21 protein-coding genes are annotated in these 21958 nt (G+C 70.8%); 13 read left to right on the forward strand and 8 right to left on the reverse strand.

The genetic code is table 11. From position 1 onward, the window contains the following. Nucleotides 1-48: 48 nt before the first annotated feature. Entirely contained in the window at nt 49-1416 is a 1368-nt protein-coding gene (locus QZ607_RS03395) for an FGGY-family carbohydrate kinase (RefSeq protein WP_367268147.1), read from the reverse strand. Further along, complete coding sequence (gene queF / locus QZ607_RS03400; RefSeq protein ID WP_295879656.1) at nt 1413-1802, reverse strand: preQ(1) synthase; 390 nt, start codon at nt 1800-1802, stop codon at nt 1413-1415. Before queF ends, QZ607_RS03395 begins: the two co-directional genes overlap by 4 nt. A gap of 219 nt (nt 1803-2021) precedes the next feature. Between queF and smc the strand changes: the two genes are divergently transcribed. From smc to QZ607_RS03425, 5 genes are all read left to right on the forward strand, one after another. Further along, entirely contained in the window at nt 2022-5528 is a 3507-nt protein-coding gene (gene smc / locus QZ607_RS03405; protein ID WP_295879657.1) for a chromosome segregation protein SMC, read from the forward strand. 173 nt (nt 5529-5701) lie between these two features. Beyond that, a complete protein-coding gene (locus QZ607_RS03410) occupies nt 5702-6457 on the forward strand; it encodes a cell division protein ZipA C-terminal FtsZ-binding domain-containing protein (protein WP_295879659.1) in 756 nt (251 codons plus the stop codon). After that, nucleotides 6454-8748 (forward strand): NAD-dependent DNA ligase LigA, encoded by a 2295-nt coding sequence (gene ligA, locus QZ607_RS03415; protein WP_295879661.1) that lies wholly within the window; start codon nt 6454-6456, stop codon nt 8746-8748. The genes QZ607_RS03410 and ligA overlap by 4 nt, the downstream gene beginning before the upstream one ends. Nucleotides 8749-8940: 192 nt before the next feature. Then, entirely contained in the window at nt 8941-9219 is a 279-nt protein-coding gene (locus QZ607_RS03420) for a segregation and condensation protein A (protein ID WP_295879663.1), read from the forward strand. Nucleotides 9220-9232: 13 nt separating this feature from the next. Beyond that, the gene (locus tag QZ607_RS03425) at nt 9233-10072 is read left to right on the forward strand and encodes a carbonic anhydrase (protein WP_295879665.1); all 840 of its coding nucleotides are present in this window, start codon (nt 9233-9235) and stop codon (nt 10070-10072) included. Between the two features lie 80 nt (nt 10073-10152). Here QZ607_RS03425 and QZ607_RS03430 read toward each other — a convergent pair whose 3' ends face one another. The 4 genes from QZ607_RS03430 to QZ607_RS03445 form a co-directional block, all read right to left on the reverse strand. After that, entirely contained in the window at nt 10153-11013 is an 861-nt protein-coding gene (locus tag QZ607_RS03430; RefSeq protein WP_295879667.1) for a peptidyl-prolyl cis-trans isomerase, read from the reverse strand. A 143-nt stretch (nt 11014-11156) separates the two neighbouring features. Beyond that, complete coding sequence (locus QZ607_RS03435; protein ID WP_295879670.1) at nt 11157-11459, reverse strand: YciI family protein; 303 nt, start codon at nt 11457-11459, stop codon at nt 11157-11159. A 17-nt stretch (nt 11460-11476) separates the two neighbouring features. Continuing rightward, the gene (locus tag QZ607_RS03440) at nt 11477-12187 is read right to left on the reverse strand and encodes a septation protein A (protein WP_295879673.1); all 711 of its coding nucleotides are present in this window, start codon (nt 12185-12187) and stop codon (nt 11477-11479) included. 60 nt (nt 12188-12247) lie between these two features. Next, nucleotides 12248-12976, reverse strand: a complete 729-nt coding sequence (locus QZ607_RS03445; RefSeq protein WP_295879676.1) for a hypothetical protein — start codon at nt 12974-12976, stop codon at nt 12248-12250. A 132-nt stretch (nt 12977-13108) separates the two neighbouring features. Here QZ607_RS03445 and QZ607_RS03450 point away from each other — a divergent pair, with 132 nt between their 5' ends. From QZ607_RS03450 to rluB, 7 genes are all read left to right on the forward strand, one after another. Continuing rightward, nucleotides 13109-13969 carry a PHP domain-containing protein gene (locus QZ607_RS03450; protein ID WP_295879677.1) on the forward strand — a complete coding sequence of 287 codons (861 nt, stop codon included), beginning with the start codon at nt 13109-13111 and terminating at the stop codon, nt 13967-13969. Between the two features lie 60 nt (nt 13970-14029). Beyond that, nucleotides 14030-14653, forward strand: a complete 624-nt coding sequence (locus tag QZ607_RS03455; protein WP_295879680.1) for an L-threonylcarbamoyladenylate synthase — start codon at nt 14030-14032, stop codon at nt 14651-14653. A 58-nt stretch (nt 14654-14711) separates the two neighbouring features. Further along, nucleotides 14712-15431 (forward strand): site-2 protease family protein, encoded by a 720-nt coding sequence (locus QZ607_RS03460; protein WP_295879682.1) that lies wholly within the window; start codon nt 14712-14714, stop codon nt 15429-15431. 49 nt (nt 15432-15480) lie between these two features. Beyond that, on the forward strand, nt 15481-16698 hold the full coding sequence (locus tag QZ607_RS03465) for a tryptophan--tRNA ligase (RefSeq protein ID WP_295879684.1): 1218 nt from the start codon (nt 15481-15483) through the stop codon (nt 16696-16698). 74 nt (nt 16699-16772) lie between these two features. Next, a complete protein-coding gene (locus QZ607_RS03470; RefSeq protein WP_295879706.1) occupies nt 16773-17558 on the forward strand; it encodes a ScpA family protein in 786 nt (261 codons plus the stop codon). Between the two features lie 65 nt (nt 17559-17623). Next, entirely contained in the window at nt 17624-18394 is a 771-nt protein-coding gene (gene scpB / locus QZ607_RS03475; protein WP_295879708.1) for an SMC-Scp complex subunit ScpB, read from the forward strand. Beyond that, entirely contained in the window at nt 18378-19403 is a 1026-nt protein-coding gene (rluB, locus tag QZ607_RS03480) for a 23S rRNA pseudouridine(2605) synthase RluB (RefSeq protein ID WP_367268148.1), read from the forward strand. Before scpB ends, rluB begins: the two co-directional genes overlap by 17 nt. A 78-nt stretch (nt 19404-19481) precedes the next feature. On the opposite strand, the gene QZ607_RS03485 is transcribed toward rluB, so the two are convergent. Further along, on the reverse strand, nt 19482-19931 hold the full coding sequence (locus QZ607_RS03485; RefSeq protein ID WP_295879685.1) for a DUF2177 family protein: 450 nt from the start codon (nt 19929-19931) through the stop codon (nt 19482-19484). Between the two features lie 273 nt (nt 19932-20204). Between QZ607_RS03485 and QZ607_RS03490 the strand changes: the two genes are divergently transcribed. Continuing rightward, entirely contained in the window at nt 20205-21404 is a 1200-nt protein-coding gene (locus tag QZ607_RS03490) for a hypothetical protein (protein WP_295879687.1), read from the forward strand. Nucleotides 21405-21524: 120 nt separating this feature from the next. Here QZ607_RS03490 and QZ607_RS03495 read toward each other — a convergent pair whose 3' ends face one another. Then, a complete protein-coding gene (locus QZ607_RS03495; RefSeq protein WP_295879689.1) occupies nt 21525-21773 on the reverse strand; it encodes a hypothetical protein in 249 nt (82 codons plus the stop codon). Nucleotides 21774-21958: the final 185 nt, after the last annotated feature.

Here is a 21958-nt window from a genome sequence, read left to right on the forward strand (position 1 = left end):
GCGGTGCGCGGCGGCCGGCGCGGCTCCGGGCAGCGCGCCGCCGCCGGACTACTCGCCGGCCGCCGCCGCCAGTGCGAGCCGGGCCACACCCGCCGCGGCTTCCTGCTCCGCGGCGGTTACCACCTCGATGCCGAGGAGCCGCCGCCGCATGGCGGTCCAGACGAAGTTGGCGGCGCCGCCGCCGATGCTGAGCACCCGCCGCGGCGCGGGCGCGCCGAGCCGGGTGAGCAGCCGGTAGCCGTCGCGCTCGATGCGGGCGATGCCCTCCAGCAGGCCGTGCAGGAAGCGGGCGTCATCGTCCGGACGCGGTGTGAGCCTTGGCGCCATGTGCGGGTCCTGCACCGGGAAGCGCTCACCCGGCCCCGGCAGCGGATAGTAGTCGAGTCCGCTGTCACGGCCCGGGTCGATGCGGGTGCTGAGCCGCGCCAGCGCCGCGTCGTCGAAGTGGGCGCGCAGCGCCGCACCACCGCTGTTGGACGCCCCGCCCACCAGCCAGCCGTCCCGCAGGCGGTGGCTGTAGACGCCGTATGCCGGCGCGGTCACCGGCCGCTCGGCGAGGATCTTCAGCACCAGCGTACTGCCGAGGCTGGTCACCGCATCGCCCACCGCGTCGGCGCCGGTGGCGAGTACGGCGGCGGTGCTGTCGGTGGTGCCTGCGCAGAGACGGGTGTCCGTGGGCAGCCCCGTCTCGGCGGCGGCCGCGGCTGCAATCCTGCCCAGCACCGTGCCCGGGGCGTGCACCCGCGGTAAGGTCCCGACCGGCAGCAGCGCCGAGAGCCAATCCGGCCAACGCTCGGCCACCGGGTCGAAGCCGAGCTTCAGCGCGTTGTTCCAGTCACTGTCGCCGAAGCGCCCGAGCAGCCGCCCCAGCAGCCAGTCCGCCTGATGCAGGATGCGTACAGCGCCCCCGTCGGCGCCCTGGCCGGCGCTCGGATCGGTATGCGTCGCGCCCAGCAGGTGCAAGGCCTTGGCCAGGCTGGCCCCTGCGCCGAGGGCCGGTGCATCGGGCGGTGCCACTGCGGCCACCGTTGCCGCGGCCTGGACCGCGCTGCGGTCGTTGTACATGAGCGCAGGGCCCAGTGGACGCCCGCCGCCGTCGGCGATGAGCACGCTGGCGGAGGTGGCGTCCAGGCACAGCGCTGTGCGGCGGCCATCCAGGTCCAGCGCCCGGGTGAGGCGCCGCAGCACCGCCACCAGGGCCGCCCACCAAAGCTCAGGCGCCTGCCGCACGCCGCCGGCGGCGCTGTGCTGCGGTGGCGGCAGCGGCTCGGTGGCTGTCCCCAGACGGTTGCCGGCGGCGTCCAACGCCAGCGCGCGCACGCCGCTGGTGCCCACATCCACGCCGATGCCGACGCCCATTCCGTTGCGGGGCTCGCCGCCGGCGGGGCCGATGCCCATGGCCCAGGCGGCGCTCACGGCAGCTGTACGGGCGCCGCCGCCTGCCACCCCGGTGCACGGTGCTCCGCCACCACTTTGGTGTAGATGCCGCCGCGGACATTGAAGTCCGCCGTCAGGCGCATGAAGCGCGGCTGGGTCGCCGCCACCAGGTCGCCCAGGATGCGGTTGGTCATGGCCTCGTGGAAGCCGCCCTCGTCGCGGAAGGACCAGACGTAGAGCTTCAGGCTCTTCAGCTCCACGCACTTGGCTTCGGGAATGTACTCGATGGTGAGCTCTGCGAAGTCTGGCTGGCCGGTCTTGGGGCACAGACAGGTGAACTCCGGGACGCGGATGCGGATGACATAGTCGCGGCCGGGCTCGGGGTTGTCGAAGGTTTCGAGGGTTTTGGTGGGTTGGGACGGCATCGGCGGTCGAGCTCTGGCGGTGGCGGAGATCTGCAAAGAGGTTCTTGAAGAGGTGCGGAGTCCGGAGTACGAAATACGGGCAGGGACTCGCCGGCCCCGGCCGCCTCCATACTCCGTACGCCTTCACTTCGTACTCCGACAAACCCCGCAGTCTACCAGCGCCGCGGCATCGGTCGGCGGACGCTTGTGGGGGCCACCCCCGTTCAGTATCTTTCCGCGATGCGGCTGGAAAAGATCAAGCTGACGGGCTTCAAGTCCTTTGTCGATGCGACGACGGTGCAGTTTCCGAGCAACCTCGTCGGCGTCGTCGGCCCCAACGGCTGCGGCAAGTCCAATGTCATCGACGCCGTGCGCTGGGTCATGGGCGAGAGCTCCGCGAAGATGCTGCGCGGCGAGTCCATGGCGGACGTCATCTTCAACGGCAGCACCAGCCGCAAGCCCGTGGGTGTCGCCGGCATCGAGCTGACCTTCGACAACAGCGCCGGGCGCGCCGGTGGCGAATTCGCCCGCTTCAATCAGATCGCCGTGAAGCGCCAGGTGTCCCGCGACGGCCAGTCCACCTATTTCATGAACGGTGCCCGCTGCCGCCGCCGCGACATCCAGGACCTGTTCCTGGGCACGGGCCTGGGGCCGCGCAGCTACGCCATCATCGAGCAGGGCATGATCTCGCGCTTCATCGAGGCCAAGCCCGATGAGCTGCGGCTGTTCATCGAAGAGGCCGCCGGCATCTCCAAGTACAAGGAGCGCCGCCGCGAGACCGAGAACCGCATCCGCCACACCCGCGAGAACCTGGACCGCCTCAACGATCTGCGCGACGAGGTGGGCAAGCAGCTGAAACACCTGGAGCGCCAGGCGGAGACCGCCGAGAAGTACCGCCGGCTCAAAGAGGAGGAGCACGGCCTGGAGGATCAGCTCATCGCGCTGCGCTGGCGGGAGCTGGATGCGGATCTCAGCGGGCGCGAGCGCGCCCTGGCGGAGCTGGAGGTGGAGCTTGAGCGCCGGCGAGCGGAGCAGCGCCGGCTGGAGGCGCAGATCGAGGCGGACCGCGACGCCCACACCGAGGCCTCCGATGCCTTCAACGCCGTGCAGGGCCGCTGGTACGCCGTGGGCGCGGAGATCGCACGGCTGGAGCAGGCCATCCGCTTTGCCGAAGAAAACCGCACCCGCCAGGAAGGCGAGCTTACGCGGGTACGCGAGGAGCTGGCCGCCGCCGAGGGCCATCGCGAGCGCGACGACGCGCGCATCGCGGAGCTGAATGCGGAGCAGGCGCACGACGAGCCGGCGCTCGCGGAGGTCGGCGAGCGCCTCGGCGCCGCGGGCGAGGCGCTCGCCGAGGCCGAGTCACAGCTCGACGCCTGGCAGGCGGCCTGGGATGCGCTGCAGGAGGGGCCCGGCGGGCCGACCGAGCGCGCCCAGACCGAGCGTGGCCGCATCAACGACCTGGAGCAGCGCATCACCCGCGCCGAGCAACGCGCCGCGCGCATCGCCGACGACCGGGAGAAGCTCGACACCACGGAGCTCGCGGCCAAGCTTGAGCAGCTGGAGGCGCGCTCCGCGGCGCTGGACGAGCAGATCGCCGCCGCCGCCGACGACCAGGCCCGGAGCGTCGAGGCCCTGCGCCGGCTGGAGGAGGAGCGCAGCGCCGTCGCCGGCCGGCTCGATGCCGCCCGCACGGAGCTGCAGACCTGCCGCGGCCGGCAGGCGTCGCTGGAGGCCCTGCAGGATGCCGCACTGGAGCAGGGCGACGATGCCGTCGGTGTCTGGATCGAGACCCAGGGCCTCGGCGACGTGCCGCGGCTGGTGGACAGCATCGAGGTGGATGCGGGCTGGGAGCCGGCCGTGGAGTCCGTGCTCGACGACCTGCTGGCGGCGCTCTGCGTGGCGGATCTCGACGCCCATGGCACGCAGCTCGACTGCGGCCCCCTAGGCCTGCTGGGACCCGGCCTGAAGAGCGACCCGGACCAGGCGTCGCCGGCCCCGGACAGCCTCGCGGCGCGGGTGCGCTGCCCCTGGCCGCTGCACGGGCTGCTGCACGGCATCCGCACCACCAACACCCTGGGCGAGGCACTGTCGCGGCGGGCCGAGCTCGCCCCCGGCGAGCGCATCGTCACCCGCGACGGCGCCCAGGTGGGGCGCGACTGGCTGACCCGCCCCGGCGACGGCCCCAAGGTTGCCGGCACCCTGGCCCGGGCCGAGGCGCTGCGCGCCCTGCAGGCGGAAAGCGAAGAGCTGGACGGCGTCATCGAAGCGCTGGTGGAGCAGCACGACGGCCTCGCCGAGCGCCGCCAGACCCTGGAGCAGGCCCGCGACGATGCGCTGGACAGCGTGAGCCGCCTGAGCCGGGACCGGGCCGCCCTGGATGCCGAACTCGGCGCCGGGCGCTCGCGACTGGAGCACATGCGCGAGCGTCATGCCGCGCTGGACGACGAGCTGCGCGAGCTCACCGAGGCCCGCGCGGAGGCCGCCGAGGACATTGAGGCCGCCCGCGAGCGCCTGCACCAGGCCCTGGAAGAGACCGAGCGCCTGAGCGCCGAGCGTGAGGCCCTGGGCGCCCGGCGCGATGCCCTGCGCGCACGGGTCGCCGAGGCCAGGGCCGCCGAGACCGCGCTGCGCGACCAGCGTCAGCGCCTGGAGGTGGCGATTCAGACCCGGCGGGCGTCGCTTGACGCACTGACGGCCCAGCTCGCCCGCGCCGGCGAGCAGCTGATCACCCTCACCAGCCGCCGCGACGAGCTGCTTGCAGCCCTGAGCGAGGCGGCCGAGCCCGTCGCCGAGCAGCGCGAGCAGCTGGAGGCCCAGCTGGAGGCGCGCATCGCGGTGGAGGACGAGCTGGGCGAGGCCCGTGCGCGCATGGAGGCGCTGGATCAATCCGTGCGGGAGGCCGAGCAGCGCCGGCAGACGCTGGAGCAAGGCATCGCGTCCGTCCAGCAGGAGCTGGATGCCAAGCGCCTGGAGCGCCAGGAGCGGCTGGTGCGCCGGCGCACCCTCGAAGAGCAGCTGGCCGAGCGCGGCAGGGTGATGGCCGACATCATCGCCGCCCTCGACGCCGCCGCCACCAGCGAGGCGCACGAAGCGGCCCTGGCGCAGGTCAAGGGCCGCGTCGAGCGGCTCGGCAACATCAACCTCGCCGCCATCGACGAGTTCCGCGAGCAGTCCGAGCGCATGCGCTATCTGGACGAGCAGCACGCGGACATCAGCGAGTCACTGGAGACGCTGGAGGCGGCCATCCGCAAGATCGACCGCGAGACCCGGGCGCGCTTTCAGGACACCTTCGAGCGCGTCAACCAGGGCCTTCAGCAGCTCTTCCCGCGGGTGTTCGGCGGCGGTCACGCCTACCTGGAGCTCACCGGCGACGACCTGCTGGACACCGGCGTGGCCATCATGGCGCGCCCGCCGGGCAAGCGGAACGCGAGCATTCACCTGCTCTCCGGCGGCGAGAAGGCGCTGACGGCGGTGGCCCTGGTGTTCGCCATCTTCCAGCTCAACCCGGCGCCCTTCTGCATGCTGGACGAGGTGGACGCGCCGCTGGACGACGCCAATGTCGGGCGCTTCTGCGAGCTGGTACGCTCCCTCTCGAACCAGGTGCAGTTCATCTTCATCACCCACAACAAGGTGACCATGGAGATCGCCGACCACCTCATCGGCGTCACCATGCACGAGCCCGGGGTGTCGCGACTGGTGGCCGTGGACGTGGACGAGGCCGCGCGCCTGGCCGCGGTGTCCTGAAGCCGCGCCGCTGCCGCGCATCCCGGTCCGCAGTGCCGGCACCTGCGGCCCGGCTGGCCCGAATCCGCCGGCCGGCGGACACCGACCGGCGGCGGGTGCGCTGCTATACTGCCGCCGCCGATGCGCAGCCGCGCATCCACACATAAGCGAGCATGAGAGGGGGCGAGCACCGAATGGACGCCGCAACTTTGCGCCTGATTCTGGTCGTCGTCGGGGCCGTGTTCCTGATCGGGCTCTATCTTTGGGAGAAGCAGCGCGCCGACTCCGCGGGCAGCGGAGAGCGGAGCGCCGAGCGTCCGTCCAAGCCCGCACCCCGGCGCAGCCGAACGGGCAGCGCCGAGCGCCGGCGCCACGAGCCGAATCTCGGCGGCCTGGAGGACGAGCCCGCGGTGACGCCAGGCGCCGGGCGCGAGGCTGTCGACATGGACGCGGACGCTGCCGCGCAGGCCGCCCCGGCCGCGTCCGAGGCGTCATCGGGCGCCGCGTCCGCGGGGGATCAGCTCCTGATCCAGCTCTATGTCACGAGCCGGGGCGGCACCTTCGCCGGCGACGAGATCCTGAGCGCCGCCGGGCGCTGCAAGCTGCGCCCGGGCGAGATGCAGATCTTCCACCGCACCCGTGGCGACACGCCGGACGGCGAGCCGCTGTTCAGCATGGCCAACCTGGTGAAGCCCGGCACCTTCCCGTTCGCGGACATGACAGACTTCAGCAGCCCGGGGCTCGCGGTGTTCGCCCAGTTCCAGGGCGAGCCGAGCGACCTCATGGTCTTCGACGAGATGCTGGACGCCACCCGCGTCATGGCGGAGCTGCTCGGCGGCGACATCCGCGGACCCCAGCGCGAGCCCCTGCGCGACGCCGATGCCAAGGCGCTGCGCGCGCAGGTGCGGGCGCTGCTTCAGGGTGGTGACGAGGACGCTGAGGCATCGTGAGCGCGCCCGCCGATGCGGTGCGGCGGGCCGAGGCGCTGCGCACACAGCTGCACCACCACAACTACCGCTACTACGTCCTCGACGACCCGGAGATCACGGACGCCGCCTATGACCGGCTGTTCCGCGAGCTTCAGGACCTGGAGGCCGAGCACCCGGAGCTGCGCACGCCCGACTCGCCGACCCAGCGCGTGGGGGCGGCCCCCGGTGAGCGCTTTGCCGAAGCGCGCCACCGCGTGCCCATGCTCTCCCTCGGCAATGCCCGCAGCGATGGCGATGTGCACGACTTCGACCGCCGCATCCGCAAGGACCTGGGTGCCGATGCGGTGGCCTATGTGGCCGAGCCCAAGCTCGACGGCCTCGCCATCAGCCTGCTCTACGAGGACGGCATTCTCACCCGTGGCGCCACCCGCGGCGACGGCAGCGTCGGCGAGGATGTGACGGCCCAGGTGCGCACCATCGGTGCCGTGCCGCTGCGCCTGCAGGGCTCCGGCTGGCCGCGGCTGCTGGAGGTTCGCGGCGAGGTCTACCTCCCGCTCGCGGCCTTCGAGCGGCTCAAGCAGCAGATGCTCGACGCCGGCCAGACCCCCTTCAAGAACCCGCGCAATGCCGCCGCGGGCAGCCTGCGCCAGCTGGACCCGGCGGTGACCGCCACGCGCCCCCTCACCATGTTCTGCTACGGCTTCGGCGCCGTGGAGGGCAGCGACCTCGGGCCGACCCAGAGCGGCGCGCTGGCGGCCTTCAGGGACTGGGGGCTCAGGGTCTCGCCGGAGTCCCGCGTGGTGACGGGCGCCGACGGCTGCATCGACTATCACCGCGCCATCGGCGAGCGCCGCGACAGCCTCGACTACGAAATCGACGGCGTGGTCTTCAAAGTGGACGATATCCAGGCCCAGCGCAGGCTCGGCTTTCGTGCGCGGGACCCGGTCTGGGCCATCGCCTACAAGTATCCGCCGCGGGAGGAGCAGACGCTGGTGCGCGCCGTGGAGTTCCAGGTGGGCCGCACCGGCGCCGTGACCCCGGTGGCTCGGCTTGAGCCCGTGGACGTGGCCGGCGTCACCGTCAGCAACGCCACGCTGCACAACATCGACGAGGTGCACCGCAAGGACGTGCGCGCCGGCGACACGGTCATCGTGCGCCGCGCCGGGGACGTGATCCCGGAAGTGGTAAGCGTCGTCGAGTCCCTGCGCCCTGAAGGCACTGAGCCGGTGCAGCTACCGGCACAGTGCCCCGTGTGCGGCTCGGACGTGATCCGCGCCGAGGGCGAGGCCGTCGCCCGCTGCAGCGGCGGGCTCACCTGCGCTGCGCAGCGCAAGGAGGCGCTCAAGCACTTCGCCTCGCGTCGGGCCATGGACATCGACGGGCTCGGTGACAAGCTCATCGAGCAATTGGTGGAGCAGGACCTGGTGCAGGACCCGGCGGACCTGTACGCGCTCGGCGTGCCGGACTACGCGGGCCTTGAGCGCATGGCGGAGAAGTCCGCCCAGAACCTGGTGGAGGCACTGGACCGCAGCCGCCGCACGACGCTCGCGCGCTTCATCTATGCGCTTGGCATCCGCGAGGTGGGTGAGGCCACGGCGCAGGCGCTGGCGGCGCATTTCCGCGATCTGGCCCCGCTGATGGACGCGGACCTGGACACCTTTATCGTCGAGACGCCCGGCGTCGAGGGCATAGGCGAGAAGACCGCTGCCGCCCTGCTGGACTGGCTCGATGAGCATCCCGACGCCGCGCCCGGGGACGAGTCCCTCGCCGACTGGCTCGCCGGGCTCGGCATCCGGGGGCTGCGCCCGGCGGCGGCGGCGCGCATCGCCGGGCGCTGGCCGGATCTGGCCGCGCTGCGCCACGCCACGGTGGCGGACTTCCAGGGCGGCAAGCGGAGCCTGGTGGAAGGGGTGGGGCCGGTGGTTGCCGCCCACATCGTGAGCTTCTTCCACCAGCCCCACAACCGCGAGGTCATCGCCAAGCTGCTGGACCCGGCCCTCGGCGCCGTCAGCTGGGAGACGCCGAGCGCCGCCGCTGAGGCGCCGGAAGGGGGCGGGCAGCCGCTGGCGGGCAGGACCTTCGTCATCACCGGGACCCTGAGCCGGCCGCGGGACGCGGTGAAGGCGCAGTTGGAGGCCCTCGGCGCCAAGGTCACCGGCAGCGTCTCCGGCAAGACCGACTACCTGCTGGCGGGCGCCGATGCGGGCTCCAAGCGCGCCAAGGCGGCGTCCCAGGGTGTCGCCATCCTGGACGAGGACGGCCTGGTGGCCCTCACGGACGGCGCCTATATGCCGGCGCAGTCGGCGTCCTGAGGGCCGCTGTCCGCGTGGCTGCGTCGGTCGGCGTTTGCCTGCCGTGGCATGGCAGGTGAATAATGCACCGCTCGCCCCGACCCTGACGCCCGGGGCGATAGAGTCGCTCCGGCCGGTCGGGGCGCCCTTTGGCGCCATGTCCCGACCCGCTCCCGTCAAGCTGTGAAGGCCCGATCCGAACGGAGGAGTCAGATGCCCGAGCTCAGTCAAGAGCAGCAGATCCTGGTGGCCATGCGCAAGACGCTCGCCGCCATCATCAAGGACGTGACGCCGCCCCCCGGCATGAAGCATCCGCTGTCCGATAACACCATCCAGGACGTGCGCCAGTGCCTGGCACTGATCTCCGCCCGGGAGAAGGCGCTGGCGGACGCCGAGGGCCGCGGTGGTGAGCGTCCGTACTATGCGGACGAGCCGCCGTCCACGACCGTGGTGCCCATCGCCGGGCTCAAGCGCAAGCCCGGCGACGACTGAGGGCCGCGGGTCCATGTCGCAGGCGCTGCACAGCCATGCTCAGTCCGCTGGGGCCGCTCGGGCGCGTCCCGCGGCGGCCATCAGCCTGGTGGCGCTGGGGTTGGTGTCGTTGCCGGGGGCTGCCTGGGAGACGGGCATTGCCCTGCCGGACCCTGATGCCATGCCCCGCTGGGCCTACAGCGGCGAGCAGGGGCCGGAGCATTGGGCGCAGCTGGACTCCGCCTACGACGCCTGCGCCCGTACCGAGACCCAGTCGCCGGTGGCGCTCACCGAGTCCATGGCGGTGGCGGCGCCCTGCGAGCCGCTGCGTTTTCGCTACCGCAGCAGCCCGCTCTATGTCACCAACGACGGCCGGGCGTTGCGTCTCGGCTACGACCGCGGCAGCCATCTGCTCATCGAGGGCCTGAGCTACGAGCTGGTGGAGCTGCGCTTCCACGTGCCCTCGGAGCACGTCATCAACGGCGCGCGTGCGGCGGCGGAAGTCCAGCTCATCCACGCCAACAATCGCGGCGATATCGCCGTCGTGGCGGTGCCGATCATCGCGGGGCCACGGGTCAACAGCATGCTGCGGCGGGTGCTGGAGCATGCGCCGATGGTGCCGGGAAAGTCCTACTACGGGCGCAACGTCGGCGTGAACCCGCTGTTCCTGCTGCCGGGGCGCAAGGACTACTTCGCCTACATGGGCTCACTGACGCGCCCGCCCTGCACCGAGGGCGTGCACTGGTATGTGCTGCGCACGCCGCTTGAGGTGGCGCAGGCGGATCTCGAGCGCCTGGCGGCGCTGGTGGGGACCAATGCGCGTCCGCTGCAGCAACTCGGCGACCGGCGGGTGACCAAAGCATGCGGGCCCTGACGAGGGGGCGGCCTTTCCCGCCGCGACGGCTTTCGGCGCCACCGGCGCGGGCAAACCGCGCCGACACCCAGGCCTGATGCTTACTCGGACGGCTCCTCGACCTTCACCACGTCCTCGTTCAGGTCCACCATCGCCCCGTTGCGCATCTCGGCGAGCTTGGTTGCGACCTTCTGGCGCTTCACCGCCGCTTCGAGGTTCGGCTTGGCATCCTCGAAGGAGGGCGGCTCCGCGTCCCGTGTCTCCTCCAGCAGGATGACGTGCCACCCGAACTGGGTCTGCACCGGCTGCTCCGTCCACTCGCCCGGCTTGAGTTGGGCCACGGCGTCCGCGAAGGGCTTCACCATCTGCCGCGCGTCGAACCAGCCGAGGTCGCCGCCCTTGTCGGCGGTGGGGCCGAGCGAGTGCTCTTCGGCCAGCTTCTCGAAGTTCCTGGCCTTCTTTTTGCCGACCTGCTTGGCGATGTCCTTGGCCTTGTCCTGGTCGTCCACCAGGATGTGGCGGGCCTTGTATTCGGTGCGCTTGGCCTGTTCCTTGAACTGCTCGTAGGCTTGCTTCAGCTCGTCGTCGGTGACCTCGGTCTCCGCGGCGATGGACTGGAGGGCGGCCTGGGAGAGCACCAGCATGCGCTGGAGCTCAAGCGCCGTCTGCACGTTCGTGCGCTCGGCGAGCTTGCGCTGCTCGGCATCCTGGGCGGCGACCACCAGATTCATGAATTCGTTGAATGCCCGCTCCTGGAGGTCGGGCGTGTTCTCGCCGCCCGCCTGCTGCAGGCGCTGGGCGTAGAAGGTGCGGAAGAGGTCCAGGGTGTAGGGCTCGCCGTTGATGGTGGCGATCAGCGTCTCATCGCCGGCGGCGTCGTCCTGCGCGAGCGCAGGCTGGGCCAGCATGACGGCCGCCAGGGCGGCGCCCAGGAGGCGTTTCGGGGTGCTTGGAAATGGCATCGGACGTATCCCTCAGGTTGGTGATGGCATGGCGAAGATCTGCGCCCGGCGGCGATCGCCGCGGCAGGCGTCTTGGGCTGGGTGCTCGGTGCGCGGTGCGGCGTCGCTGCTGCCCCCTGCGACCGCCCGCTTGCACGTTGGCGTCAGCGCGGCAGCACCCGATTGAAGGGCTTGACCTGGACCTCGCGATAGACACCGGCGGCGACATAGGGATCGGCGTCGGCCCAGGCCTGCGCCGCGGCGAGGTCGTCGAACTCCGCCACCACCAGGGAGCCGGTGAAGCCGGCCTCACCCGGGTCCGCGGCATCCACGGCCGGATGCGGACCGGCGAGCACCAGGCGGCCTTCCGCCTGCAGGGCCTCCAGCCGCGCGAGGTGTGCGGGGCGGGTGCGCCGCCGCGCCGCGAGGCTGTCCGGATGGTCGGTGGCGATGATGGCATAGAGCACGCGATGGGCCTCCTCGGTCAGCGGTTGCCGGCATCGGCTTCCTGTGCTGCGGCGTCCTCCAGGGGCACGGCGGTGCTGTCCGGCTCGATGTGCCGGGCCAGATAGAACGCCTGCGCGAGCACGAACACGAGCGTCATGCCCATCATACCGAACAGCTTGAAATCGACCCAGGCGGCCTCGGCGGCGTGGGCCTGCTCACAGAGTGAGAGCACGCTGCCGGCGAACTGCTCGGCGCAGGTGGCGAGATCCACCTGCGCCTGGCCGCTGGCGGTGATGAGCGCCTCCTTGGCCTCGTAGAAGCCGCTGCCGACATAGACCACGTACAGGTTGACCAGGCCCGACACCACGAAGAAGGCCACCCAGGCCAGGTTCAGCCGCTGCCACACCTGCGCGGGGGCCGTCACCGCATGCCCCATGAACCGCTGCACCAGGGGCTTGTCGCCGATGAACTGCCCGCCGAGGAAGACCAGCGCAAAGAGCCAGTTGACGATGCTCGGCTTCCACATGACGAAGGTGGGGTCGCGCAGCGCGATGGTCATGCCGCCGAACAGCACCAGCAGTCCGAGGGTGGCAAGGTGCATGCGCTCGGTGCGCCCGTGGCGCAGGCGCACCCAGGCCACCTGCAGCGCGGCGGCGAGGATGGCGACGATGGTGGCGGTGTAGATCCCCTGGACCTTGTAGGCCACGAAGAAGAGGATCACCGGAAAGAGGTCGAACAGAAGCTTCATGGGTGTCTCGGGTTGGGCGCGGCGGCACGCTGCCCTGACGATGCGCTGGCGCAGGGGCCGTCAGTGCAGGCGCCCGCGCGCTGCGTCGGCGTCGTGATAACGCTGCATCAGCTCGCGCACCGCGTGCGGATAATCCAGCCGATCCATGCCCTCGCTGAAGAAGGCCGCTGCGTCCGCCGGCAGCTCCTCCGCCAGCGCGTCGAAGGCGGGCGCCATCAGCTGCGGCTCCAGCGTGCGCGTGGCGATGACGGCGCGGCTCAGGAGCAGCTCCCGCCAGTGCGCCCAGCGCTCGCTGCCCGGCGATGCGCCGCTGAACTTCGAGGACAGGCCCTGGGCGATGTCGTCGGTCATCTGGTAGAGCACACGGCTCCGGGCGGGGTCCGGTGCCAGCTCGGCCTGCTCGGCGACGGCATCGGCCACGGGCTTGAGGTGGCTCAGCTCACCGCCGTTGCGAGCCACACAGCAGGCCAGCGCCAGCAGCAGCCCGCGCAGCTCCTGGGCTGCGCTGGTGGCGCCCGCCTGCTGGGCGCACAGCGCCGTTCGCTCCAGCAGGTCCACGGCGTGGTCGCCGACGCGCTCCAGTGTCGGCGCTGCCGCCGTCGCGTCCCCGTGGATGCAGCGCGCGAGGGAGCTCAGGGCCTCGCTCAGCGCGCCGGCGAGGGCGGACAGCGCAACGGGCACCGGCTCTTGGTCGGGCGGCGCGCTTGCGGGCGGGTCGTGCTCCAGCAGGGCATCGAGGATGCGCTGGAGCTCGTCCCGGATGGCGACGGGCTCACACGGGGGCAACATGGGCGGCGAGGATAGCAGCCACGCCGCCCGCGTGACAGCGGGCGAGCGCCCATGCAGCCCGGCGCCGCCCTGGTCCAGCGCACGCAGGAGACTGTGCGGATGGCGGAAACCGGAATCGGTTAAACTACTGTAATGCTCAAGATCCCAGATTTGCACACCCATTCCACCGCCTCCGACGGCACGCTCACGCCCACTGCACTGGTGGAGCGCGCGGCGGCAGCCGGTGTCGAGACCCTCGCGCTCACCGATCACGACACCCTTGCCGGCATCGCCGAGGCACAGACCGCCGCCGACGCCGCTGGCCTGCGGCTCATTCCGGGCGTGGAGGTCTCCGTCACCTGGGGCGGGCGCACCGTCCATGTTGTGGGGCTCGCCGTCGATACCACCTGCGACACGCTGCTGTCCGGCCTCGCGGGTCTCCAGGCGTATCGCGTCTGGCGCGCCGAGGAGATCGGTCACCGGCTGGCCCGGGCCGGCTGGGACGGCGCCCTGGAGGGCGCCCGCCGTTACGCCGCCGGCACGCTCATCGGCCGCACCCACTTTGCACGCTTTCTGGTGGAGCGCGGTGCCGCGGCCGATGTGCGTGACGTCTTCAAACGCTTCCTGGTCAGTGGCAAGCCCGGCCATGTGCCCGGCGAGTGGACGACGCTGGAAGAGGCCCTGGGGTGGATCCACGCCGCCGGCGGCATCGCGGTCATCGCCCACCCGGCGCGCTACGGCTTCACCCGCAGCAAGATGCGTCGCCTCCTGGGCGAGCTGAAGGAATGCGGCGGCCGGGGGCTGGAGGTGGTCTCCGGCAGTCACAGCAAGGACGATTACTACGTCTATGCCCGTCATGCGCGCGACGAAGGACTGCTCGCCTCCGCCGGCTCCGACTACCACGGCCCGGAAAAGCCCTGGATCGAGCTCGGCCGGCTGCCGCCGCTGCCGGAGGGCTGCACACCGGTCTGGACCGCACCCGCCTTCGGCACGGTGCGGCGCGCCGCCGCCTAGCCCGCGCCGGGTCGCCGCGGCGCGCAGCGGGCAGCAGGGCGGCACGGAGCCTGCCGATACATGGCCGATTACCTCGACATCCACCCGCGCAATCCGCAGCCGCGGCGCATCGCCCGGGCGGCGGAGGTGCTGGGTGCCGGCGGCGTCATCGTCTACCCGACGGATTCCTGCTACGCGCTCGGCTGCCGCATCGGCGAGAAGTCCGCGCTGGATCGCATCCGCATGATCCGCCGCGTGGACGACAAGCACCATTTCACGCTGGTGTGTCGGGATCTGTCCGAGATCGCCACCTATGCGCGCATCGACAATGTTGCCTACCGCCTACTCAAAACGTTGACGCCGGGGCCCTACACCTTCATCGTGCAGGCCACGAAGCAGGTGCCGCGGCGCCTGCTGCACCCGAAGCGGCGGGCCATCGGCATCCGGGTGCCGGATACACCCATCGTGCGTGACTTGCTTGCGGCGCTGGATCAGCCCATTCTCAGTACCACACTGATCCTGCCCGATGCAGACGAGCCGCTGGCCGACATGTATGACATCCGCGATCACATGGACCACTGTGTGGACCTCATCATCGACGGCGGCTCCTGCGGCACCGAGCCGACGACCGTGGTGGACATGACCCGCGACCCGCCCGCCGTGCTGCGCCACGGCCGGGGCGATGCATCGCTGTTCGGCGGCTGATGCCCCTGTCCGCAAACGCCTTGATGACAACCCCACGCGTGCTGCGGCACGCGCCGCTATGACACAACTGCTGCAAACCCTGCTGCTGCTCCTGCTCATCGCCCCGCCCGTGCTGCTCGCCATCACGGTGCACGAGGCCGCCCACGGCTGGGTGGCCAACCGCCGTGGCGACCCGACCGCATTCCTGATGGGCCGGGTGACCTTCAACCCCCTCAAGCACATCGACCCGGTGGGCACGGTGCTGGTGCCGGCGGCCATCTTTTTGACGTCCAAGACCCTGGTGGGGGTGCCCTTCCTGTTCGGCTGGGCCAAGCCGGTGCCGGTGGACTGGCGCCGCCTGAACGACCCGCGCTGGGACATGGCGCTGGTGGCCGCTGCCGGGCCCGGCGTCAATCTCATCATGGCCTTCGCCTGGGGACTCGCCATCAAGCTGATGGCGTTGGTGATCATGGTCGTGCCGGTGCCCACCTGGCTGCTTCAGCTATTCGTCGAGATGTGCGTGGTGGGCATCGTCATCAATCTGGTGCTGATGGCGCTCAACCTCTTCCCGTTGCTGCCGCTGGATGGGGGCCGTATCCTGAACGCCCTGCTGCCGCCACGGCTGGCGGCAGGCTTCTCGCGCCTGGAGCCCTATGGCATCTTCATTCTGCTGCTGCTGCTGTTCCTGCCCAATGGCAATCCGCCGGGCCTGCTCGGCGCCGCCCTGCGGCCGGTGGTGAGCGGTGTGCTGACGGCGATGCCGGCACAGGCCCTGGTGCGCGACCGTTTCCCCATTTGACGCGTCGTCCTGTCACAACGGCGGCGCGCCGGCGACAAGGCCCTCATCCGTGACCCCCGTATCCCCTCAGAATACCCGCGTCCTCTCCGGCATGCGGCCCACCGGGCGCCTGCACCTCGGCCACTACCACGGTGTGCTCAAGAACTGGGTCGAGCTCCAGCACGAGCTCGAATGCTTCTTCTTCGTCGCCGACTGGCATGCGCTCACCACGGACTACGAGGACCCGTCGGGTATCCCGCAGGCGAGCTGGGACATGGTCATCGACTGGCTCGCCGCCGGCGTCAGTGCCGGCTCCTCCACCCTGTTCATCCAGTCGCGGGTGCCGGAGCACGCGGAGCTGCACCTGCTCCTGTCCATGATCACGCCGCTCGGCTGGCTGGAGCGGGTGCCGAGCTACAAAGACCAGCAGGAGAAACTGAAGGAGAAGGACCTGGCCACCTACGGCTTCCTCGGGTATCCGCTTCTGCAAAGCGCGGACATCCTCATCTACAAGGCAGGTCAGGTGCCCGTGGGCGAGGACCAGGTGGCGCATGTGGAGATGACCCGCGAGATCGCCCGGCGCTTCAACCACATCTACGGCCGCGAGCCGGACTTCGAAGAGAAGGCCGAGCAGGCCAAGCGCAAGATGGGCAAGAAAAACGCCAAGATGTTCGATCAGTTGCGCCGCAGCTGGACCGAGCAGGGCGATCAGCAGGCGCTCGAGAAGGCCCGCGCGCTGTTGGAGACCCAGGCCAACATCACCGTCGGTGATCGTGAGCGGCTGTTCGGCTACCTGGAAGGCGGTGGGCGCGTGATCCTGCCGGAGCCGCAGCCGCTGCTGACCCGCGCCGCGAAGATGCCCGGACTGGACGGGCAGAAGATGTCGAAGTCCTACGGCAACACCATCGCGCTGCGGGACGACCCGGACGAAGTGGCGCAGAAGCTCCGCACCATGCCCACGGACCCGGCCCGCGTGCGCCGCACCGATCCCGGCAACCCGGATGTCTGCCCGGTGTGGCAGTTCCACGAGGTGTACTCGGACGCGGGCATCAAGCAGTGGGTACAGGCCGGCTGCCGCACCGCCGACATCGGCTGCATCGAGTGCAAACAGCCCGTCATCGATGCCGTGCGCGCCGAGCTGACGCCCATCCAGCAGCGCGCCGCGGAGCTGGAAGCCCAGCCCGATACGGTGCGCAGCTTCATCAACGAGGGCTGCGAGCGCGCCCGCGACGTGGCCCGGGAGACCATGGACGAGGTCCGCCACGCCATGTCGCTGGTGCAGGGCTGACGGATTTGAGCACCCCCGAGCAATCGGAGGCCGAGGCCGCCCCCGCGGTGCCGGACGCCGCCGGCGCGCCGGACATGGATGCGGCACCGCTGGCCATCGTCCGTGGCGCCCCGCTGCTCAAGCTGCCGGAGGACCTGTACATCCCGCCGGATGCGCTGGAGGTCTTTCTGGACGCCTTCGAGGGACCGCTGGACCTGCTCCTGTATCTGATCCGCAGGCAGAACCTGGATATCCTGGACATCCCCATCGCCCAGATCACCAGCCAGTACATGGAGTACGTGGAGCTCATGAAGGAGCTGCGCCTGGAGCTGGCGGCGGAGTACCTGGTGATGGCCGCCATGCTCTGCGAGATCAAATCCCGCATGCTGCTGCCGCGCCCGGAGACCAGCGAAGAAGAGCATGCCGACCCCCGTGCCGAGCTGGTGCGCCGGCTGATGGAGTACGAGCGCTTCAAGCAGGCGGCGCAGGACCTGGACGGCCTGCCGCGGGAGGGCCGCGACAACTTCCCGGTGGCCGCCGAGGTGTCCTCGGAGCACATCCGCCGCATCCCGCCGACGGTGGAGCTGGGCGAGGTGCTGGCGGCGCTGCGGGATGTGATGCGCCGGGCGGACCTGTTCACCAGCCACCGTGTGGAGCGTGAGTCCCTGTCGCTGCGCGAGCGCATGTCCCGGGTGCTGGCGCTGGTGCAGCACGGCGGCTTCTTGCCCTTCGAGGCCCTGTTCGACGTCACCGAGGGCCGCGCCGGCGTGGTGGTGAGCTTCCTCGCCATCCTGGAGCTGGTGAAGGCGGCGACGCTGGAGCTGGTGCAGGCCGAGGCCTATGCCCCCATCCACGTGCGCCTGCGGAGCGGCGAGGCATGAGCGGCGGCGATTGGGAGCAGCCGGATACCGGCGACACGGCCATCGAGGGCGCCGACGTCACTCCCATCAACGCCCTCTCGCTCGCCACGCCACCCGTGAAGCAGGTGGTGGAAGGGGCGCTCATGGCCGCCGGCGGGCCGCTCACCCTGGACCAGATCCTGGGCCTGTATCCGGAGGAGCGCCGCCCCGCCCGCGACGAGATCCGCGCCGCCGTGGCCGATCTCACCGCGGAGTACCAGGAGCGGGGCATCGAGCTGGTGGAAGTCGCCGGCGGCTGGCGCATCCAGGTGCGCCGGGCCGTGGCGCCCTGGGTGGCGCGGCTGTGGGAGGAGAAGCCCGCGCGCTACTCCCGGGCCCTGCTCGAGACCCTGGCGCTCATCGCCTACCGTCAGCCCATCACCCGCGGCGAGATCGAAGACATCCGCGGCGTCGCCGTGAGCACCCAGATCGTCAAGACCCTGACGGAGCGGGAGTGGATTCGCGTCGTCGGCCACCGCGACGTGCCCGGCCGCCCCGCGCTCTACGCCACCACCCGCAGGTTCCTGGACTACTTCGGCCTGCGCTCCCTGAATGATCTGCCGCCGCTCGCCGAGCTGCGCGACCCCGCCTTCTTCGACGAGCAGCTGAAGGCCGCCGGCGACGCCGCCATGGACGCGGCGGCGCAGGCGGCCGATGCGCTCGCCGCCGGCGTGCAGGCGACGGTGCCCACCGCCGCGGTGGACGACGCGTCCGCCGAGCCGCTGGCGACGATCCCGCCCGAGGGCGGTGCCGAGCAGGAGTCAGCGGCGCCGCGCGACCCCGACCGACCGGAGTCCGATCATGAGCGGCCCGACTAGACGGCGCCCGCCGCGGCCCAAAGCACCGAGCGGTCAGCGCAGTGACCATGCTCGCGGCGGCGAAGCCGGGCGTACCGGCGGCGATGCGGACGGCGCAGACCGGCGCCCGGCGCGTCTGCGCACCAAGCGCGCACCCGGCGGGTCCAAGGGCGTGCGGCAGAGCCTGCCGCAACGCCTGTCTGGCCCGCGCGCCCAGGCACCGGCGGACGCGGCCGTGCGCCTGCAAAAGGTCCTCGCCGAGGCCGGGCTCGGCTCCCGCCGCACGCTTGAGGGCTGGATTGCCGACGGCCGCGTGCGCGTCAACGGCCAGCTTGCCAAGCTCGGCGACCGGGTGCTGCCCACCGACCGCATCAGTGTCGACGGCGAGGCGCTGAAGCGCCGCCCCCCGCGTAAGGCCCGGGTGCGGGTGCTCGCCTACCACAAGCCCGAGGGCGAGGTGGTGACCCGCCGCGACCCGGAAGGCCGGCCGACCATCTTCCGCCGGCTGCCCGGCATCCGCGACGGGCGCTGGATCACCGTCGGCCGCCTCGACCTCAACACCGCGGGCCTGCTGCTGGTGACCAACGACGGCGAGCTCGCCAACCGGCTGATGCACCCATCCCGGCAGGTGGAGCGCGAGTATGCCGTGCGCATCCACGGCGACATCCCCGACGGCGCCCTGGAGCAGCTGGTGCAGGGCGTGCAGCTGGACGACGGCCCCGCGCGCTTCGAGGAGATCGTCGAATCCGGTGGCAGCGGCGCCAACCGCTGGTTCCACGTGCTGCTGGTGGAGGGCCGCAACCGCGAGGTGCGCCGGCTGTGGGAGGCCGTTGGCTGCGAGGTGAGCCGCCTGAAGCGCGTGCGCTTCGGCAACATCATCCTCGGCGCCCGGCCGCTGCCGGGGCAGTGGCGGGAGCTGACCGACGAGGAGCTGGACGAGCTGCTCGCCATCGCCGGGCTGCCGGCCCAACGCGGCGTCACCCGCCGGCCCGGCCCGCGGCCATCGAAGTCGACCCGGCAACGAAACTGACCGTCACCCGGCGTGGTGGTTGACGGCGGGCATTGTCCGGTTGCGATGAAAAATCGATGCCTGATGAGCTTTGCGCGCTCAGCGCTGCGCCGCCCGAGCGGTCTCTGCCGCGGGCCCCATCCCCAACCGCAGCCCGATCCAGCAGCCGATGCTCGCCACCACGGCGGACAGCAGCACCCCCCAGGCGGTGTCCGCGAACACCATGGCCAGCGGCCAGGCCGGCAGCGTGGCGCGGTTGGTGAGCTCGTAGGTCATGTAGGTGAAGAATCCGAACAGCCCGCCGTTCAGCGCCGCGTCGGCGATGCGCCCGGACGCGAGCCCCGGCCGCACCCCGAAGTACTGGATGCCGCCGATGAACAGCAGATAGAAGGTCACCGCCGCCGCCCAGTCCACCTGCGGTGCCAGCAGATGACCGATCTGCGCCTGGTAGAAATCCACGGCGATGACACCGAGCCAGAGCAGGTCTACGGCGAAGAAGACGGGGACGAGGGCAAGATAGAGCTTCAGGTGTCGGAGTCGCTCGGGCATGGCTTTGGGCTCGCTGGCGGATCGGAAAAGAGGCCGATGATAACCCCGGCGCGACGGGTCGTTGGCCGCGCCTGGAGCCCGTGGCGACCCAATCACGTCCCCGCGCGGCGCGGCAACGCCGGGGAGGCGTAACGCCGCCGGCGCGGTGTCACGAGCAGGTGACGACCCGAAACGGGCGCCAGCCCGTTTCGAGTTGTTGACATTTCGCAATGCAGAGTATTAGCGGATACTAAAATACTGTCTCCAACGTCAAACCTTCGGTGGAGTCGTAGTGTGAAACGGATCGAGACCTCCGAGTATCACCCGCTGTACTTCCTGGCGGCGCTCGGCGCCGGCGGGCTTACGGTGACCTTCTTCCTGTACTTCCTGTTCCTGGTGCCGCACCCGGGCACGCCCCTGGTGACGGCGGACGATCTGCTGGCGCTCTGGGCCAGAGGGCCTGAGTGGCTGCGACCGCTGCTGCTGCTCGGTGTCGGTGGGCTCCTGGCTATGGCGGTGCTGCATCTGCGCCTGCTGGTGTGGAATCTTGCCCATTACCGGCGTTGGCGGCGCAGCGAGGCGTTTCAGCGTCTGCGCGCTGGCAACAAGGACGTGGCGCTGATGGCGCTGCCGCTGACGCTCACCATGACCATCAATGTGCTGTTCGTGGTGGGCTCGGTGACGGTGCCGGGGCTCTGGGACTATGCCGAGTACCTGTTCCCGGGGGTGCTGGCGGTGCTGCTGGCGCTTGGGGTCTGGGCGCTCAGGCTCTACGGTGGCTATCTGGCCCGGCTGATGATGACGGGCACCTTCGATTTCGTCGGCAATGCCAACCTGGGGCAGATGATGCCCATCTTCGCCTTCGCGATGATCGCGGTGGCCTTCGCTGCACCCGGCGCCATGAGCCAGAGCCAGGTGGTGAATGCTGTCGGGCTCTTCTTCGCGATCTTCTTTCTGAGCCTGTCGGCGCTGCTCGGGCTCGTGAAGCTGGTGGTGGGCGTGCAGGCCATGCTGCGCCACGGCATCAGCGCCGCCGCCGCGCCGAGCCTGTGGATTCTGATCCCCATCCTGACCCTGTCCGGCATCACCCTGGTGCGGCTGATCATGGGGCTGCAGCACGGCTTCGGGCTTGCGGTGCCGAAGCCGGCGCTGTTCGTGCTGACCTCCGTGATCCTGTCGCTTCAGATCCTGTTCGGGCTTCTGGGCTACGTCGTCATGCGCCGACTCGGCTACTTCCGGGACTATGTGATGGGCGACCTGCAGAGCCCGGGGGCCTACAGCCTGATCTGCCCGGGCGTGGCCTTCTTCGTCTTCGGCTGGTTCTGGATCATGTTCGGGCTGGTGGGCAACGGGCTGATCACGCCGCTGACGCCGGCCTTCTTCGTGCTGCTGCTGCCGCTGATGGTCGTGCAGTGGAAGAGCCTGGAGACGCTGCTGCGGCTGAACCGCAAGCTCTTGGGTAAGACGCCTGCGGGTTGCTGCGCCGGCGGCTGAAGGCCGGCGCTCGCGTCCGCCCCGCGGGGGCGGGCGCTGCCGGTCTCCCGGGCGGGCCCGGGACCATGCCCGGCGCCCGGCGGGCGCGGACCGGCGCTGCCCCTGTTCGGTCTCGGCGCGTTACCCGGCCGTTGCATCGCCCGGGGTCGGAAACAGCAGCTCGACGTAGTGCCGATGCTGATGGATCTGCTCGGCCAGGAGCGCGGGGCGGGCGTCCAGGCGGGAGAGGATGACGCCGCCCTCGAAGGCGCTCAGCAGATTGTCGATCAGCTGCGCCGGGGTGATGTCGCGACGGGTGGAGGATGCCGTCCTCCACTGCTTCCACCACGACGATGGCGTGCCCTGCGAGCGCTGCGGGCGCTTCCACATGGCCGAGCTGCTCGACGCCGCCTGCGATTGATGCTCGGCACCCAGGTGACGCTGTGGTGGCTGTTGGGAGACGCGCGCCTGCCCAGGCAATCGGCATCCCCCAGGCGCGCGCTCAGAGGTTGTGAAAAATCTGCCGGCCGTCGCGAGGGCGTCTCCGGGCGTGCCAGGCAAGGCGCAGGGAGCCG

It is taken from the genome of uncultured Thiohalocapsa sp., assembly GCF_913063425.1.
GTDB lineage: Bacteria > Pseudomonadota > Gammaproteobacteria > Chromatiales > Chromatiaceae > Thiohalocapsa.